We start from the raw sequence: 16,894 nt of genomic DNA on the forward strand, positions 1-16,894 counted from the left end.
CTTGCGGCAACTGCTGCGCCGCGATCAGGTCTGGCCATTTCTGCTGGAACCCGTGCCACCGGCAATCGATGTATCGCATCGGATGATTCTCTATGTCGAAGGCCTGACCGTCAGCTTTGACGGCTTTAAAGCGCTTAACGACCTCAACCTGTATCTGGAGGATGGCGAACTGCGTTGCCTGATCGGGGCCAACGGTGCCGGTAAAACCACCTTGATGGATGTGATCACCGGCAAGACCCGCCCCGATGCCGGCGCGGTGTTTTTCGGCCAGACCCTGAATCTGCTGGAGCGGTCGGAGGCGGACATCGCGGCCCTGGGCGTCGGTCGTAAATTTCAAAAGCCCAGTGTGTTCGAGGCGCAGACGGTATACGCCAATCTTGAATTGGCGATGAAAATGAACAAAGGCATCTGGCCGACACTGCTGGCACGGCTCACCCCCGAACAGCGCGATCGTATCGATCAGGTGCTGGAGATTGTCGGTTTGGACCATCGCCGCGGGCTGGCCGCGGGCGCCCTGTCCCACGGCCAGAAACAGTGGCTGGAAATCGGTATGCTGCTGATTGCCGAACCGCGCCTGTTGTTGATTGACGAACCGGTGGCGGGCATGACTGCCCAGGAGACCGAACGCACGGCGCAGCTATTGACGTCGCTGGCCGGTGAGCACACGGTGGTGGTGGTGGAACACGATATGGAATTTGTCCGCAGTATTGCCAAGACGGTAACGGTGCTGCATCAGGGGGCGGTATTGGCCGAGGGCAGTATGGCGCAGGTGCAGAGCAACCCGGCGGTCGTGGAAGTCTACCTGGGCGACAGCCAATGATTGCCGTCACCGGGCTAAACCAGCGCTACGGCGGCACCCAGATACTCTGGGATGTCGGCCTGGATATCGCGGCCGGCTCGGTGACCTGTATCATGGGTCGCAATGGTGTCGGCAAGACCACGTTACTGAAATGCCTGATGGGCCTGCTGCCGATTGCGTCGGGTCGGGTGCTGTTAAACGGTACCGATTTCACCCGCAAAAGCGCCGCCAGTCGCGCCCGTGCGGGGATTGGTTATGTGCCCCAGGGGCGCGATATTTTTCCGCTGTTGAGCGTGGAGGAAAATCTGCGGGTGGGGCTCGGCGCCCGCCGCGACAAAGCAAAACAGATTCCCGCGCGGATTTTCGAGTTGTTTCCGGTGTTGGACGAGATGCGCCGGCGGCGCGGCGGCGATTTATCCGGTGGCCAGCAGCAGCAACTCGCCATCGGGCGCGCCCTGGTGCTGGAGCCCCGGGTGCTGTTACTCGACGAGCCCAACGAGGGCATACAGCCCAATATCGTCAGGGAAATCGGCGACATTATTCTACAGCTCAATCGGCACGAGGGTTTGACGGTTATACTGGTCGAGCAAAAACTAGCCTTTGCCAAACGGGTCGGCCGGGACTTTCGTCTGCTGGAAAAAGGCAGAGTGGTTGCCGCGGGTCCGATGGACAATCTCAACGATGATCTAATTGCCAAGCACCTGGCGGTGTGATATCGGTATGCAGCCTACACAAGAGGGGAATAGCAATCATGTCGATAAAGGCTTTACACAGGTTACTTTGCTGGCTGGCGCTGTGGCTGCCGGCGGCTAGTGCGCTGGCACATCATACAGACGCTGACAGTTTTCGCCATCCCGGTGCGGCTATCGGCTTCGACGGGGGCTTTTGGTGGTTGCTCGGGGCTGCTGCGCTGGCGCTGCTGTGGTTGATTCGCCACATCTGGCGCCGGCGCCGTGTCGACGGCGGTGGCGATGACCGCGGGCGTTAACATCGCCGGCGGCGAGGCGGTTGGGCAATGTTGGCCGGCGTCGCTGGAGTTGGTACTGACGGCCGCCCCCGCCACGCGCCTGAGTCGCTGTCGTCACCGCGGCCCGCTCTACGTACAAAAACCTTTTTATCCGGAAGGTGCTGACTGGGCGCATATTTACTTATTGCATCCGCCGGGGGGCATTGTCTCCGGCGACAGCCTGGAGATCAGCGTGCAGGCGCAGGCGGGGGCGGGTGCGCTGTTGACCACGCCGGGGGCGGCCAGGGTCTATCGCGCCCGCGCTGCGCCGGCCCTGTCTGAACAGCGCCAAAGCGTCCGCCTGCGGGTCGACGACGGCGCGGCGCTGGAATGGTTGCCGATGGAGACGATCGTTTTCGACGGCGCCCGGGTGCGACTGGATACCCAAATAGAGTTGGCGTCGAAGGGTCGCTGTATAGCCTGGGAAATCACTTGCTTTGGCCTGCCGGCGAGCGGAGAATGGTTCCGCCGTGGTACGTTTACCCAACACTATCAGGTGTCGCGCGACGGGCGTCCACTGTTTGTCGATCATCTGGCGCTGGCGGAAAATCGCGCTCGCTTTTTGGCCGCCAAGGCCGGCATGGGGGGACAGCCGGTGACCGGTTTCCTGTTGGCGGGACCCGTCGACGAGTCGTCGGTGCCACCTGAACAATTACAGGCGTTGCGCCAGGTGCCGGCGGCGCTGGCATTGCCGGACGCCGGTAGTATAACCCTGGTGAACGGATTTTATGTGGGCCGCTATCTCGGCGCCAGTGCCGCCGGTGCGCGGCGCCTGTTTATGGCCTGGTGGCAGTTATTGCGCCCGTTGCTGTTGCGGCGCGATGCCTGCGCCCCGCGCATCTGGTGCACCTGATCGGTGCACACTTTTTTGAGAACAGCTTGATCGTTATTTGACGATAGCAACACTGGCAGGTGAATTCCATGGAACTGTTACCGAGAGAGAAAGACAAGTTGTTGGTGTTTGCCGCCGCCCTGCTGGCCGAGCGGCGCCTTAAGCGGGGCTTGAAACTCAACTATCCGGAAGCTGTGGCCTACCTGACACTGGAAATTATGGAGGGGGCTCGCGACGGCAAATCGGTGGCCGAGTTGATGAGTGACGGGAAGGAGATTCTCAGCGCCGATCAGGTAATGGATGAAGTGCCGGCGCTGATTCCCGAAGTGCAGGTTGAGGCCACGTTTCCCGATGGTACCAAGTTAGTTACGGTGCATAACCCGATTAGCTAGTGAGGTTAGACTGGAGTGGCATTTCTTGAGTAAATTTGTGCTAATTGACCAGATCTGACTCTGGCAGAAGCCTTCAGAAACACGCTGTGAACCCATCCATGGGAGCTTCCCGACAGCATCCCTGCTGTCGAGAGTTTCTGAAGGCTTCCGCCAGAGCCAGATCTTCCTTCAGCACGCTTGATCGAAGTCGGTAGTAGTGGGGCGGTGATCGATAAAATAGTGCAAATACGCTCAAAGAAATGTCATTCGAGCTAGATTGGAATGGTACTTATTTAAGAAGGTTTGCAACAGTTTATTGATTTCTTCCTCAGTCGTGTTTGTCTCGATTAAGAACACTGAGGGTAGGTCTGCCTCGGGTTGGGGCTTTCAGAAACTCTCGACAGCAGGGATGCTGTCGGGAAGTCCCCATGGATGGGTTCACGACGTGTTTCTGAAAGCCCCAACCCGAGGCAGACCGATCAATTGGCACTCCTTTACGAAAGTAAATACTATTTAGATCAAACCGATCAATTGGCACCATGTCCCTTAAAAAGTGACACTCAAGCCCGGCCAACAAAACATAAAAGGAGCAGCGCCCACCATGATTCCCGGAGAAATACTTGTCGGCGCGGGTGATATCCCGTTGAACGAAGGTCTGGACACGCTCAGCCTGCGAGTGGAGAACACCGGCGACCGACCGGTGCAGGTGGGTTCGCATTATCACTTCTACGAGGTCAACCCGGCGCTGCGCTTCGCGCGCGACAAGACGCGGGGATTTCGTCTCAATATTGCTGCCGGCACGGCCGTGCGCTTCGAACCGGGCCAGGATCGCGACGTTGAACTGGTGGCGTTTGGCGGTGCGCGGCGGGTGTACGGTTTTCGCGGCGCGGTGATGGGGCCGCTCGATCCCGGGCCGGTAAACGGGGGAGACGGCGATCATGACTAAACTGGATCGACACACCTATGCCGCCATGTTCGGGCCCACCACCGGTGACCGCGTGCGCCTTGGCGACACCGCCCTGATTATCGAGGTGGAGCAGGACATGACCCGCTACGGCGACGAGGTGAAGTTCGGCGGCGGTAAAGTCATTCGCGACGGTATGGGGCAGAGCCAGCGCAGTTGCGCCGACACCGTCGACACGGTGATCACCAATGCGTTGATACTCGATCACTGGGGTATTGTCAAAGCGGATATCGGCCTCAAGCACGGTCGTATAGCGGCTATCGGTAAAGCGGGCAACCCCGATGTTCAGGACGGTGTCACCATCGCCATAGGTCCGGGCACCGAGGTGATTGCCGGGGAGGGGCAGATTGTTACCGCCGGCGCCGTCGATGCGCATATTCATTTTATCTGCCCCCAGCAGATCGAAGAGGCGCTGATGTCGGGGGTAACCACCATGCTCGGCGGCGGTACCGGGCCGGCGACCGGCACCAATGCCACCACCTGCACGCCGGGGCCGTGGAATATCGGCAAGATGTTACAGGCGACCGACAACCTGCCGATGAACTTCGGCTTCCTGGGCAAGGGCAATGCCAGCCTGCCGGTGGCGCTTGAAGAACAAATGCTCGGCGGCGCTTGCGGCTTAAAACTGCACGAGGACTGGGGTACCACGCCGGCGGCGATCGACAACTGCCTGAATGTCGCCGAACAGTTTGACGTGCAGGTGGCGATCCATACCGACACCCTCAACGAATCGGGCTTTGTCGACGATACCCTGGCGGCGTTCAAGGGGCGCGCCATTCACACCTATCACACCGAGGGCGCCGGCGGCGGCCACGCGCCGGATATCATTAAAGCCTGTGCCGAGCCCAATGTGTTGCCGTCGTCGACCAACCCGACCCGGCCCTACACCCGCAACACGGTGGATGAACACCTGGATATGTTGATGGTCTGCCACCACCTGGATACCACCATTCCCGAGGATGTGGCCTTTGCCGATTCCCGCATTCGCAAAGAGACCATTGCCGCGGAGGATATTTTTCACGACCTCGGCGCCTTCAGTATGATCGCCTCCGACTCCCAGGCCATGGGGCGGGTCGGCGAGGTGATCACCCGCACCTGGCAGACCGCGCACAAGATGAAAACCCAGCGCGGTGCGCTGGCGCAGGACAATGAGCGGATGGATAACTTCCGCGCCCGTCGCTATGTCGCCAAGTACACCATCAACCCGGCGATCACTCACGGTATCGACAGTGAAGTGGGTTCGGTGGAGGTGGGCAAACTGGCCGATCTGGTGCTGTGGAAACCGGCGTTTTTCGGCATCAAACCCGCGCTGATTATCAAAGGCGGGTTTATCGCCGCCGCGCCCATGGGTGACGCCAACGCGTCCATACCCACGCCGCAACCGGTGCATTACCGCCCCATGTTCGGCAGCTTCGGCGAGGCTCCGCGCCAGACTGCGGTGACGTTTAGCTGTGCGGCGGCCATCGACGCGGATATTGGCGCCGCACTGGGTCTGGGCCGGCGCCTGGTGGCGTGTCGCAATACGCGGGCGATTACCAAACACACTATGATTCACAACGCCTGGATGCCGGTCATCACCGTCGACCCGCAGACTTATGAGGTACGGGCCGACGGCCAATTACTGACCTGCGAGCCGGCCGAGCGTCTGCCCCTGGCCCAGTTGTACAGTTTATTTTGAGGACCGCTTCAGGAGACAGTCATGCTGGAAGTGTTTGAACGCCTGGCGCCGGCCGCCGGTATCCCGGTGCACGACAGGCTGATGCTCGATCACCAGCAGCGGGAAAAGGGTCGCTTCAAAGCGACCGCTGCTTCCGGTGAGGAAGTGCGGGTATTTCTCGAGCGCGGTAAAACACTGGCGATCGGCGAGATACTGCGCAGCCGCTGCGGCAAAAACCTGACCGTCGTCGGTGCCGTTGAAACGGTGGCAACCGCATCCAGCCACGACTGGTTGGCGTTTTCCCGCGCCTGCTATCACCTGGGCAACCGCCACGTAAAACTGCAGATCGGGGAGCGCTGGCTGCGCCTCAAACCCGACCATGTATTGCAGGCGATGTTACTGAACCTGGGGTTGCAGGTGATCGAAGAAGACGCTGTTTTCGTCCCCGAGGCGGGTGCCTATGCACATACCGGTAACCACACCCATGCCGGCGGCCATGGCCATGACCATCACCACCACTGACACCGGGCTGCTGCGCCTGCTGCAATTGAGCAGTGCCGCGCTGCCGGTGGGCGGCTACGCGTTTTCCCAGGGACTCGAACAGGCGGTCGAGCGGGGCTGGGTGGACAGCGCCGGGAGCGCCCGGGAATGGCTGTCGGTACAATTGGCAGAATCCCTGGCGCGCGTCGATCTGCCACTGTTACTGCGGCAATGGCATGCGGTGACTACCGGCGACTTGCAGGCCCAGCAGCACTGGAACGCCTATGCCTTGGCCTGTCGGGAAACGGCAGAGCTGCGTTTGACGGACACGGCGATGGGAGAGGCTCTGCGCAAACTGTTGCGTCAGCTCGAGGCGCTGAACCCGGAACCTGCCGTCGAGACAATCAGCTTTGTGACAGCGTTTGCACTGGCCGCCGGGTATTGGGACCTGGAGCGCCGGGCCTGTTGTTGCGGGTTTGCGTGGTCATGGTTGGAAAACCAGGTGGCGGCCGCTACCAAACTGGTGCCGCTCGGGCAAACCAGTGCCCAGAGGATATTAGGCGCGTTGATCGCAGAGGTGCCGCAAGCCATCGACCTGGCGCTGTCGATCGAGGACGGCGAGATCGGCGCATCGCTGCCGGGCGTGGCCATGGCCAGTGCCGGGCATGAGGTGCAGTATTCCCGGTTGTTTCGGTCTTAGGGGGTGCCCTTCGGTCCGGTCACTGACAGATACCGGGGTTAAGGTGTTAGAAACGACACTTCCTTAAGTCGGGACCCTGCGGAGGCAGGCCCAATAGCGCTTACCTGGGCGCCTGCCTTTGGTTCTTAAGTGAAAAAGTGCCAATTGAACGGTCTGCCTCTGGGCAGTGCTTTCAGAAACACGCCGTAAACCCATCCCTGGGGGCTTCACGACAGCATCCCTGCTGTCGAGAGTTTCTGAAAACACTGCCCAGAGGCAGACCTCCCCTCGGTATTCTTAATCCAAATTGCCGAGATTCGAGCCGGCACAATAAGTTGGTGCAAGTCTTCTTAAGTACCACCAAAAGTAGGCGGTCACGTGAGGGCCATTCAGGTCAGATCATGAATTCGAAGTGAAATTACAACAGGACAAACACAATGAAACAAAAGCAAACACTCAGAGTCGGCGTCGGCGGCCCGGTGGGCTCCGGCAAGACAGCCTTACTGAAAGCCCTCTGCACCGCCATGCGCAACCACTACGATATTGCCGTGGTAACCAACGATATCTACACCAAGGAAGACGCTAAATTTTTAACTCAACACCAGGCACTCAGCGCCGACCGCATTATGGGCGTCGAAACCGGCGGCTGTCCCCACACCGCCATCCGCGAAGATGCCTCTATGAACCTGGCGGCCATCGAGGCGTTACAGCAGCGCCACGGCGAGCTGGATATCGTCTTCGTCGAAAGCGGCGGCGACAACCTCAGCGCGACCTTCAGTCCCGAACTGTCCGATTTGACGCTCTACGTTATCGATGTCTCCGCCGGCGACAAGATTCCGCGCAAGGGCGGCCCGGGCATTACCAAATCCGATTTGCTGATTATCAACAAGATCGATCTGGCGCCCATGGTGGGTGCCTCACTGGAGGTGATGGATCGCGACGCCACCACCATGCGCGGCGAGCGGCCATTTGTGTTTTCCAATTTGAAGTCGGGTGAGGGTTTGCAGGCCATCATCGACTTTATTATCGAGGAGGGGATGTTGCCGCCGTTATCGGTGGTGGCCTAACACGCGAATGGCGATTGCCGCCGCCGAGGTGCGATTGTCCACCTCCAGCTTGCGGAAAATCTGCTCCAGGTGTTTGTTGACGGTGCGCGGGCTGGTGGATAGTATTTGGCCGATCTCGCGGTTGGTCTTGCCGTTGCCGATCCAGTAGAGCACCTCGGATTCACGGCCGGTGACCGGCAGCGCCTGGCGCAACCGCTCGGCGCCGCTCTCGCCTTGGCCAGCCAAGAGTTCCAACAGCACCTCCGCCCCGCGGGTGTGTTCCACCAGGCGTACCTCCAGTGGTTGTTCGAGACCGGTCAGCGTCAACGCCTGGTTCGGTTGCGGATGGTGTCGCAGCCACCGCAGCAGCTGGGCCGGCAATTGTGTGTGCTGCCAGGTGTCGCCGGCGCCGGCGCGGGCAAACAGTTCCCTGACCTGGGGCGTTGCCCAGAGGGTGTGCCCGGCGCTGTCGATGGTAAACAGGTGGTGGCCGGTATGGTCCAGCGCACACTGGGCGCTGTTGGTCCGGCGCGCATTGTTGAGGTGCACGCGCATACGCGCCATCAGTTCATCCGGGTCGACCGGTTTGGTAAGGTAGTCGACACCGCCGGCATTCAGACCTTTTACAATACTCTCCGTATCGCTCAAACCGGTCATGAAAATAATGGGCACGTCGCACAGATCGGGATTGGCTTTCAAACGCTCACAGGTTTCAAAACCGTCCAGATGGGGCATGATGGCATCGAGCAGGATAATATCCGGTGTGATTTTCCCGGCGATGGTGATGGCCTGCTTGCCTTCGAGCGCCACCAGCACCGTTAACCCGGCGGTTTCCAGCGCGTCGTTGAGCATGCCCAACGTTTCCGGCGAGTCGTCGACCACCAGCACGATAGCCTGGTCGGGGGTGTCGGGTATCACGGCTTTGTCTCCAGCAGTTGGACTATCTTATCGAACTGAATGTGTTGTGCCAGGTGTTGCAGACGATCGATCAGGGCGGGTTCGCCGAGTTGCATATTCTCGATCAGGGCCAGTTGCTCCTTAAAGCCCTTGCGATAGCCGATTTCCGCAAAATCGCGCAATTTCGCGAAGCTCGGGTGGTTGGGCACCCGGATAGCCCCGCCACCGGCCACGGGTACGGGTACGGGGTCGATGCGCAGGGGCCGGCGGTCGTCGTAGGTCCAGGTCAACCTCAGCAAGTCGGCGAGTGTATCCAGTAGGTGTTGCAGTTTAATCGGTTTTACCAGGTAGGCATCGTGATGGGTGCCCGATGCGTCGCTGCCGGGGTCGCCGGCGGCGAGACTGTTGTGGCGTTCCTGGGCATCGGCGGAGATCATCACAACAGGTGCTTTGACGCCCCGTTGCCGCAGTTGTCCGGCCAGGGTTATCCCGCTTATGCCGGGCATGGAGACGTCGATCAGGAACAGGTCGGGCGGGCACTGGCGCAGCAGGTCCAGGCAGGCCTCGGCATCGCAGGCCTCGGTTACCCCGAACCCCAGCGGGGTGAGCAGATCGTTGATCAGGCCGCGGTGAGTGGGTTCGTCATCGACCACTGCGATATTGCGGAGCGGTCCGGCGTAGCCTGTCACCGGGTTTTGTACCGGTGCCGGTATCCGCGGCGCGGCGACCGGTGACAACATCAGCATCAACGTAAAGCGGCTGCCGGTGCCCGGCGTGCTCTCGACGGCGATATCGCCGCCCATGATCTCCGCCAGCAGCCGCACGATCGTCAGGCCCAGGCCGGTGCCGGGAACATGGGGTACCCCGGGCTTGCGCACGCGCTCGAAAGGGTTGAACACACGCTGCAAATCCTCCGCGGCAATGCCCACGCCGGTGTCGGTCACCGTAAACTCCGCGACGTGACTGCGATAGCGGACCGCAAATTCAACGCTGCCCCGACAGGTGTATTTAACGGCATTGGACAGCAGGTTAATCAACACCTGGCGCAAGCGTTTTTCGTCGGCGATGACAAACCTCGGCAGCGCCGGTGCGCCCTGGTTGCCGGTACTGCCGCTGCCGATATTGTCTTTGAAAACGATGGACTTGGCCTGTGCCTGCAGGCGAAACATCTGCACCAGTTGCGCCAGCAATGCGTGCAGGTCGACCTGATCGCGGTGAATGTCCAGGCGGCCGGCTTCGATTTTGGAGATATCCAGCAGTCCCTCGATCAGGTCTGCCAGGTGCTCGCCGCTGCGCCGGATAACGTCGATCGCGTCTCGGCGTGCAGCCGGAATCGCATTGTCGCGGCCGAGCAGTTGGGCGTAGCCGAGAATCGACTGCAACGGTGTGCGCAACTCGTGGCTGATACCGGTCAGGTAACGGCTTTTCGCCTGGTTGGCCGCCTCGGCAAAATCCTTGGCCCGTTGCAGTTCCCGGTCGGTTTTGCGATGCGCCTCTATCTCCCGTACCAACAATCGGTTTTGCCGGTTGGATTCGTCCTGCGCCACCACGCGGCTCTCATGGGCCAGTAAAAACAGCCAGGCCAGCACGCCGGAGACTATCATCAGCACGAAAAACAGCGTCCAGAGCAGGTCCGCCAGCAGGCCGGCAAACGCCTGTTGCTGGGGGTTGATGTGGTAGTAAACCAGCGCCAGCAGCGCACCGTTGAGCAGGCAGATCATACTGAGAATAGCGAGGAAGTGGCCGAGCCGGGAATCGATCGCCGTCACGGCGCGGCGTGGCAGCAGACGCTGCAGAAGCTGCGCGATCTGGTTGGAAAAACGGCCATGGGGTTTACAGCTATCGCGGCAGCGCGCGTCGAGCGAACAACACAGTGAACAGATGGGGCCCCGATAGGCCGGGCACTGACTGATATCTTCCTGCTCGAAATGATTTTCGCAAATACAACACTGCCGGGTGTCGGTATTGTCGCAATCAGGCGCCGGCGACCGCGCGATATAGTAGCGCCCGCCGGTGAGCAGGGCGATCAGCGGCACCATCACAAAGGTGACGGCCAGGGTTATGAAATGGGCTAAAGCCTGAGACGTTGTGCCAAAGGCGCCCAGGTAGCACAGCAGGCCGAGGCCGGAGGCCGCCGCCATCGAACCCACCCCGACCGGGTTGATGTCGTACAGGTGGGCGCGTTTAAACTCGAGCAGCGCCGGACTGAGCCCGAATTTTTTGTTGATCATCAGATCGGCCGACAGCGAGCCGAGCCAACTGATGGCGATGATCGCGAACATGCCGAGAATATTTTCCAGCGCCCGATAGATGCCCAACTCCATCAACAGCAGGGCGATGGCGACATTAAACACCAGCCAGACCACCCGGCCCGGGTGGCTGTGGGTCAGGCGGGAAAAAAAATTCGACCAGGCGATGGAACCCGCATACGCATTGGTGACGTTGATTTTCATCTGCGAAATAATCACCATCACGCCGGCCAGCACCAGGGCCGGGGTGGGGGATTGGGTCATGTAGTTGGTAAGGTAGCTGAAGGCGGTTTGATACATTTGGGTGGGATCGGCGGCAAGTGCCATCGGCATGCCCTGTGTAAACGCCAGATAGGCGAGAAAGGACCCAAACAGCATCTTGACGATACCGATAAAAATCCACCCCGGACCGGCTGCGATCAACGCCGTCCACCAGCGCAGCGGCGCCGTGGTGTCTTTGGGTGGCAGGAAGCGCAGGTAGTCCACCTGTTCACCGATTTGCGCGATCATGGCGAACAGCACCGCCGAAGCCGCACCAAACAGGAGCAGGTCAAAGCCGGCGTGATCACTTTCGGTTCCCCGGTATTGGGTCCAGTCGGCAACGCTGTCGATCTCGGCGTAGACCACGGCGCCGAGCGCCAGGCATTGCAGCAGCAGCCACAACGGCTGGGTGCCGACCTGGAATTTACTGATAAACGTAATACCGTGGGTCACTATCGGGATCACGGCCAGGGCGCAAATGACATAGCCGATGGTCACAGGCAGACCGAACAATGCCTTTAATGCCATGGCCAGGATAGCAGCTTCAATGGCGAAAAAGATAAACGTGAAGGAGGCGTATATCAGCGAGGTAATGGTGGAACCGAGGTAGCCAAAGCCGGCACCGCGGGTTAGCAGGTCGATGTCCAGACCGTGTTTGGCGGCGTGATAGCTGATGGGAAAGCCGACGACAAAAATAACCGCGCCTACAGTAAGCATGGCCACCAGGGCGTTCACAAAACCGTAGTTAAGCGTAATGGCGCCGCCGATGGCCTCCAGGGCGAGAAAAGCCGTGGCGCCGAGCGCCGTAGTCGCCACCTGCCCGGAGCTCCAGCGGCGGGCTTTCTTGGCGGTAAAGCGCAGCGCGTAGTCTTCCAGGGTCTGGTTGGCGACCCACTGATTGTATTGGCGTCTGACCCGAAATATCTGTTGCGCTGCGCGCGTTGTCGTGGTGATCGCTAGCCTCCGGTGTTAACCGCGCCGGCCAGACCACGCCGGTGAAAAAATTTCTATCGAGTTTCCTTTGATAGCCCAATGCAACTTCCGGGCCGTTGCCGTTGGGATTGCACTTCAACGTGTTATTTCCTGGAGCAAAAGATGTTTTTCTGACCAAAAACTGCGCACGTATTGACGGCTTTTCAGGTGCTGTTGTGTCACTGCTGTTGCTTCGGAAAGGCGTGGATTTGAGTTGTGGAGATTTAGAAATGCTATTGAAATCAATCACTTTTATTGCGAGCCGGCGTGTTTAATGGTTTTTGTACCTATGGCATAAGCGTGTTGGTACCACTTTTGCTAAGAAGCGGTTAACTCTGATTTAAAACTTCACAAACTGTAGAGGTGTTAACCATGAAACTGACGAAAAAACTGCCCATTGTTTTCACGTTTTTATTAACCGCCGCCGGCGCTGCGGACGTCTTCGCATCATCGTGCGCCAAACAACGCATGCCCGACGCCCCGGCCATCCCGCCGGGAGAAGCGGCTACGGTACGGGAAATGTATGAAGCGCAGAACCATGTCAAAGCTTATATTAAAAGCGTCGAGAAACATTTGAATTGCGTCGCCAGTTCCTCTTTGTACAACGAGAGACTGGAGCAGGTTCAAAATGTAGCCGCTGCTTACAACCAGGCAGTGCGCGTATTCAAAGCCAAACACGCCAGCTTGTAGCATTCGCCACCGCGGGCTGATGGCGCCGGCGCGGCGGTGTAACAACCGCGCGCGCCGGGCTGTTGCGTTGAGGCGCTGTGCTGCGTCTCTATCCCTGCGGTTCAGACTCCGTCTCCGGGAGATTGTCAATAAACGTCGTCACTTCTGCTGCCGTGCGGCAGGCGGCTTTTAGTTCCGCCAGCACTGCCGTATGCTGATCGCTGCCTGCGACCTGGCCGGTTTTGCGGCTGATTGCCGCACTGGCAAAGGCCAGGGCCGTTGACGAGGACAGGTAGTGGCAACGTTCGTCGCTGCAGGACGGTAACGGAATCGACTCGGCCTTTGGTTTACTTGCATCGAAACTATTGGTAAACACGTGTTCGAATGTCGGTGCGGCGAAGGTGCGTCGGCCCAGATCATAGTTGTCGTTACCCGCCGGATTGTTGTAGGGAATACCTTTCCACTTGCACAGTGTTGCCAGAATCGATGTGTGGTCAAACGGCAGTTCCTGGGCGCAGCCGGCGGGATCGGGTCGAATGACGGTGCTGTTTTCGATATAAGGCGAGATCAATAAAAACGGCACTCTGACGCCGAACCGATCGAAGCCGAAGGTACTCGGGCTGTCGTCCGGCCTGGCCGCGCCGCGTGGTGGCGGGACGTGATCGTAGGTGCCCCCATGCTCGTCGAAATTGACAATCAACAGCGTATTTTTCCATTTCGGGCTGTTGCGTACCGCTTTGTAAATCTTGTGCAGAAATTTCTCGCCCTCCAGCAAACTGGTGGGCGGGTGGTAACTCGACACATCGGTGAGCAATCGCTCCCCGATAAAAACCGGCTCCAGGTAACTCAACGACGGCAGGGTACCGGCGGCGGCATCGGCAAGAAAAGTACCCCCAGTCGGGTCGCCCTCTTCACCGATACCGGCAAAATGGAGGCCGTCTTCTGAAAACTGCTGTAACGGTTTATACATATACCGGGTGTAAGCCTGTTCCCGCAGGGAGCACACCCAGTCGTGTGGGTAGTAGATTTTCCAGGTGGCGCTGTTGGGATGGGTTTTGTTCCACTCTTCAAAGGCGTTGAAAATGGTGGTTTTTGTCTCGAGTGTTTTGCCGCAGGCGCTCAGGTTGTTTATTCGGCCGAGGGAGGTTCCGGCCAGGCTGAAAGCGCGGTTGGGGTTGGTTTGGCTCGGCACTGAGCAAAAGTAGTCATCGGAGACGGCAAACGCTTTGGCGAGGTGGTGGAGCACCGGAACCTCGTGTTTGGTATTGCACTGGAGGATTTCATCCGCACCGGCGTCGCCGCGATGTTGCTGCCAGTTTAGCCAAAACCCCTGCATTTGGTATTGTCTCGGCAAGTCGGTGTTGTGCATAGTGCCGAAAATTTGTCGGGTCACCGGGTCGAACGCTTCTCCCGGGTCTTTCGACGGGGTGCAGCAGTATTGGCCGGAGGCTTTCTCGATACGCTTCCAGGGGCCGGTGTAAGCCGCGGGATTATCGTAAAAGCTGGCACTTGCAGGCAGTTGCGGCAGTGGCGACGGCAGGCCTTGGAAGGGTTTGAAGGGACTTTTGGGTATATAGTTGATCCTGTCATCGGGGCCGTACAAAAAGCCCAGCATATGGTCGAAACCGCGGTTTTCGAACATCACATAGACGACGTGGTGGATGTTTTCCTGCATAAGTTGCAATGCATTGCTGTTAGTCATAACACTATCCTTTTTTAATTATAGTTTTGCCTTTCCAACAACTGCACATCATAAAGGCGATGGTTTTTATATTTCTACTCATCTACTGTTTACGCTGCCGGCATTGAAGGCGCACGCAGCTTTCGGTCACCGGCAGGTGTCAGTGACTCAACGATAGCATGGCTTTGCAACAAAGTATCGAGACTATAGGCGAAGGGCCGGCGGGGATGGGGCGGCGTACTTGAATTAACCCCTGCGGGCTTGAAAGCGAAGACTATATATTCACTCTATATAATCTGTTTTACTCCGGCGTGGGGGCGTAGCACTCGGCCGGTGCCGCTCTGTTGTCAGGGTGAGAGACATTTTAACGTTTTTTAAACGGCGTGAATCCGTCGCCGAGATCGGCGCCAGGCCCGGCCTGCGTTCGCGGCGTTTTTCTCTTGCCGATATTCTTTTGGTCCCGCGCCCGCTGCTTGGGTTTTTTGGCGGTTGTTTTTTTATCGGCTTTCTTTTTCTTGCTGCCCGCAGACTTGCCGGAAGCCTTTACTTTTTTCGGGCCCTTGTAGCTGCCTTCCAATCCCTGAATCTTTCGCGGTTCTAACTTTTGATCCAGGTAGCGCTCGATGCCGGCTTTCAGGTTCCACTCCCGCGCCTCCACCAGCGAGATGGCCAGGCCATGTTCGCCGGCCCGGCCGGTGCGCCCGACGCGGTGGATATAATCGTCACCGCTGCGGGCAAACTCGTAGTTGATCACCAGCTCTACGCCTTTGATATCCAATCCCCGCGCGGCCACATCTGTCGCCACCAAGACATCGATCTGGCCGCGCCGGAACCGATCCAGCATGCGATTGCGTTCGACTTGCTCCATATCCCCGTGCAGCGCGCCGACCCGATGCTGGTGATAAGCCATCAGGCCCCGCAGGCGACTGGCCTGGGTTTTGGTATTGGTAAACACCAGGGCTTTGGCGAACTGTTCGCGGGCCAGCAGCCAGTTGAGCAACTGGTCCTTATGACGTTCACTGTCAGCCAGCACGACCTGGTGACGAATGTGCTCGGCGTCCATACGGGCGCTGTTGAGACTGATTTTGTGCGGGTCGTTTAAAACCTGCGCGGCCATGGCCGCCACCTGTTTGCCGGACAGGGTGGCAGAGAAAAGCAGGGTCTGGCGGTGCTTGCTGCACTGCTTTACCACTGCCAGCACGTCGTCGGCGAATCCCATATCCAGCATGCGGTCGGCCTCGTCGACCACCAGAACTGCCAACTCGTTGAAGTCGGCGTTATTGCGTTGGACATGCTCCAGCAGGCGGCCGGGAGTGGCGATGATAATGTCGGGGTCCTTGCGAAACACGGCGCGCTGGTAGGTGAAGTCGGCGCCACCGGTGATCGCCTCGGCCCGCAATCCGGTACCGGCGGCAAGTTGTTTGGTATGTTTCAGTACCTGCCGGGCGAGTTCACGGGTGGGTGACAGGATCAGTGCCCGCGTGCCGGTGGCCGGGGCGGTGGTGGTCAGCAGCCGGTGCAGTGTCGGCAGCATATAGGCGGCGGTTTTGCCGCTGCCGGTGGCGGCGCTAACCATCATATCGCGCCCGCCGGCAGCGGCGGGTAGGACCTGGCGCTGCACTGGGGTTGGCTGCTCGAAGCCCAGCGCTGCCAGTGCTTTCAATAATCTCGGATCGAGTGCCAGCGTTTCAAACCCGGCGCTCTCCGGGTTGTCGGTGTTGCTGTCGGTAGTACTATCGTTCATGAGCGGCCGCCTTGTCATACTTGCGCCGGTAGTAGTGCAGTGAGGCAAACGCGGCACCGACATAGATCAGGTCGATAGCGACCGCTTTGATAAAAACGTAAGACAGGCCCACGTCGGCACTCCGATTCAGATAAATCAGCACTGCGACATAAACGGCCGCCAGGCAGTGATAAGGATACTTTCTACAGCGCCTCGCCACGATATTGCCGCTGTAGATATCGGGCAGGGCCGCCGGAATGGAGGTGAGAACCTGGTAGCTGGTCAGGCTGTAAATGCCTTGTAAATAGACGGCACTCTCGCTCCGTGACAGGGCAAACAAGGTGGTCGAGATGTTGACGGCAAGCCAGTAGAGTTCCGACAGGATAACCGTCGCCGCCAGTGCCAGCAGAAATACGACAGGCAGCGGGTAGTACCTGGGTCGCCCGGCCAGCAGTGCCGACGCCTTTTTGCCGGAGTCCGGGGTGGCGTAAATATCGGGCTCTTTCAGGTCGGTCATCGAATCGCCACTAGGAATGGCCAGGTACTGTGGCACCATGGCCGCGCGGGATAAGCGCTATCGGCCAATATTCCTGATTGCTACTTTTCAT

Annotated in this window: 16 protein-coding genes; 11 read left to right on the forward strand and 5 right to left on the reverse strand. The window is 59.1% G+C overall.

Annotation, left to right across the window (positions count from 1 at the left end):
* Nucleotides 1-82 precede the first annotated feature (82 nt).
* From urtD to ureG, 10 genes are all read left to right on the forward strand, one after another.
* Nucleotides 83-820, forward strand: coding sequence for an urea ABC transporter ATP-binding protein UrtD (gene urtD / locus FKG94_RS21605; protein WP_246125328.1), 738 nt, complete (start codon nucleotides 83-85; stop codon nucleotides 818-820).
* Complete coding sequence (urtE, locus tag FKG94_RS21610) at nucleotides 817-1,512, forward strand: urea ABC transporter ATP-binding subunit UrtE (RefSeq protein WP_142929028.1); 696 nt, start codon at nucleotides 817-819, stop codon at nucleotides 1,510-1,512. Before urtD ends, urtE begins: the two co-directional genes overlap by 4 nt.
* Nucleotides 1,513-1,550: 38 nt before the next feature.
* Nucleotides 1,551-1,787, forward strand: coding sequence for a hypothetical protein (locus FKG94_RS21615; RefSeq protein WP_142929029.1), 237 nt, complete (start codon nucleotides 1,551-1,553; stop codon nucleotides 1,785-1,787).
* Nucleotides 1,771-2,658 (forward strand): urease accessory protein UreD, encoded by an 888-nt coding sequence (locus tag FKG94_RS21620; RefSeq protein WP_142929030.1) that lies wholly within the window; start codon nucleotides 1,771-1,773, stop codon nucleotides 2,656-2,658. Before FKG94_RS21615 ends, FKG94_RS21620 begins: the two co-directional genes overlap by 17 nt.
* Nucleotides 2,659-2,726: 68 nt before the next feature.
* Entirely contained in the window at nucleotides 2,727-3,029 is a 303-nt protein-coding gene (locus FKG94_RS21625) for an urease subunit gamma (RefSeq protein WP_142929031.1), read from the forward strand.
* A 580-nt stretch (nucleotides 3,030-3,609) separates the two neighbouring features.
* Nucleotides 3,610-3,954 carry an urease subunit beta gene (locus FKG94_RS21630; protein ID WP_142929032.1) on the forward strand — a complete coding sequence of 115 codons (345 nt, stop codon included), beginning with the start codon at nucleotides 3,610-3,612 and terminating at the stop codon, nucleotides 3,952-3,954.
* Nucleotides 3,947-5,650: an urease subunit alpha gene (gene ureC / locus FKG94_RS21635; protein ID WP_142929033.1), complete on the forward strand. Its 1,704-nt coding sequence runs from the start codon at nucleotides 3,947-3,949 to the stop codon at nucleotides 5,648-5,650. Before FKG94_RS21630 ends, ureC begins: the two co-directional genes overlap by 8 nt.
* 21 nt (nucleotides 5,651-5,671) lie before the next feature.
* Nucleotides 5,672-6,151: an urease accessory protein UreE gene (ureE, locus tag FKG94_RS21640; RefSeq protein WP_142929034.1), complete on the forward strand. Its 480-nt coding sequence runs from the start codon at nucleotides 5,672-5,674 to the stop codon at nucleotides 6,149-6,151.
* Nucleotides 6,090-6,809 carry an urease accessory protein UreF gene (locus FKG94_RS21645; protein WP_246125312.1) on the forward strand — a complete coding sequence of 240 codons (720 nt, stop codon included), beginning with the start codon at nucleotides 6,090-6,092 and terminating at the stop codon, nucleotides 6,807-6,809. The genes ureE and FKG94_RS21645 overlap by 62 nt, the downstream gene beginning before the upstream one ends.
* Before the next feature lie 416 nt (nucleotides 6,810-7,225).
* On the forward strand, nucleotides 7,226-7,855 hold the full coding sequence (gene ureG / locus FKG94_RS21650; protein ID WP_142929035.1) for an urease accessory protein UreG: 630 nt from the start codon (nucleotides 7,226-7,228) through the stop codon (nucleotides 7,853-7,855).
* Here the strand turns inward: ureG and FKG94_RS21655 are convergent.
* Both FKG94_RS21655 and FKG94_RS21660 read right to left on the reverse strand, forming a co-directional pair.
* The gene (locus FKG94_RS21655) at nucleotides 7,838-8,752 is read right to left on the reverse strand and encodes a response regulator transcription factor (protein ID WP_218943604.1); all 915 of its coding nucleotides are present in this window, start codon (nucleotides 8,750-8,752) and stop codon (nucleotides 7,838-7,840) included. The two genes, ureG and FKG94_RS21655, sit on opposite strands and share 18 nt — an antisense overlap.
* On the reverse strand, nucleotides 8,749-12,195 hold the full coding sequence (locus tag FKG94_RS21660) for an ATP-binding protein (protein WP_142929036.1): 3,447 nt from the start codon (nucleotides 12,193-12,195) through the stop codon (nucleotides 8,749-8,751). The genes FKG94_RS21655 and FKG94_RS21660 overlap by 4 nt, the downstream gene beginning before the upstream one ends.
* Before the next feature lie 390 nt (nucleotides 12,196-12,585).
* Between FKG94_RS21660 and FKG94_RS21665 the strand changes: the two genes are divergently transcribed.
* Nucleotides 12,586-12,903 carry a hypothetical protein gene (locus FKG94_RS21665; protein WP_142929037.1) on the forward strand — a complete coding sequence of 106 codons (318 nt, stop codon included), beginning with the start codon at nucleotides 12,586-12,588 and terminating at the stop codon, nucleotides 12,901-12,903.
* Nucleotides 12,904-12,991: 88 nt separating this feature from the next.
* Here FKG94_RS21665 and FKG94_RS21670 read toward each other — a convergent pair whose 3' ends face one another.
* The 3 genes from FKG94_RS21670 to FKG94_RS21680 all read right to left on the reverse strand — a co-directional run bounded on the left by FKG94_RS21670 (nucleotide 12,992) and on the right by FKG94_RS21680 (nucleotide 16,803).
* The gene (locus FKG94_RS21670) at nucleotides 12,992-14,584 is read right to left on the reverse strand and encodes an alkaline phosphatase family protein (RefSeq protein WP_142929038.1); all 1,593 of its coding nucleotides are present in this window, start codon (nucleotides 14,582-14,584) and stop codon (nucleotides 12,992-12,994) included.
* 343 nt (nucleotides 14,585-14,927) lie between these two features.
* Nucleotides 14,928-16,307: a DEAD/DEAH box helicase gene (locus FKG94_RS21675; RefSeq protein ID WP_142929039.1), complete on the reverse strand. Its 1,380-nt coding sequence runs from the start codon at nucleotides 16,305-16,307 to the stop codon at nucleotides 14,928-14,930.
* Nucleotides 16,297-16,803: a hypothetical protein gene (locus FKG94_RS21680; protein ID WP_142929040.1), complete on the reverse strand. Its 507-nt coding sequence runs from the start codon at nucleotides 16,801-16,803 to the stop codon at nucleotides 16,297-16,299. The genes FKG94_RS21675 and FKG94_RS21680 overlap by 11 nt, the downstream gene beginning before the upstream one ends.
* Nucleotides 16,804-16,894: the final 91 nt, after the last annotated feature.

It is taken from the genome of Exilibacterium tricleocarpae, from assembly GCF_007004655.1.
GTDB classification, from domain to species: Bacteria; Pseudomonadota; Gammaproteobacteria; order Pseudomonadales; family Cellvibrionaceae; genus Exilibacterium; species Exilibacterium tricleocarpae.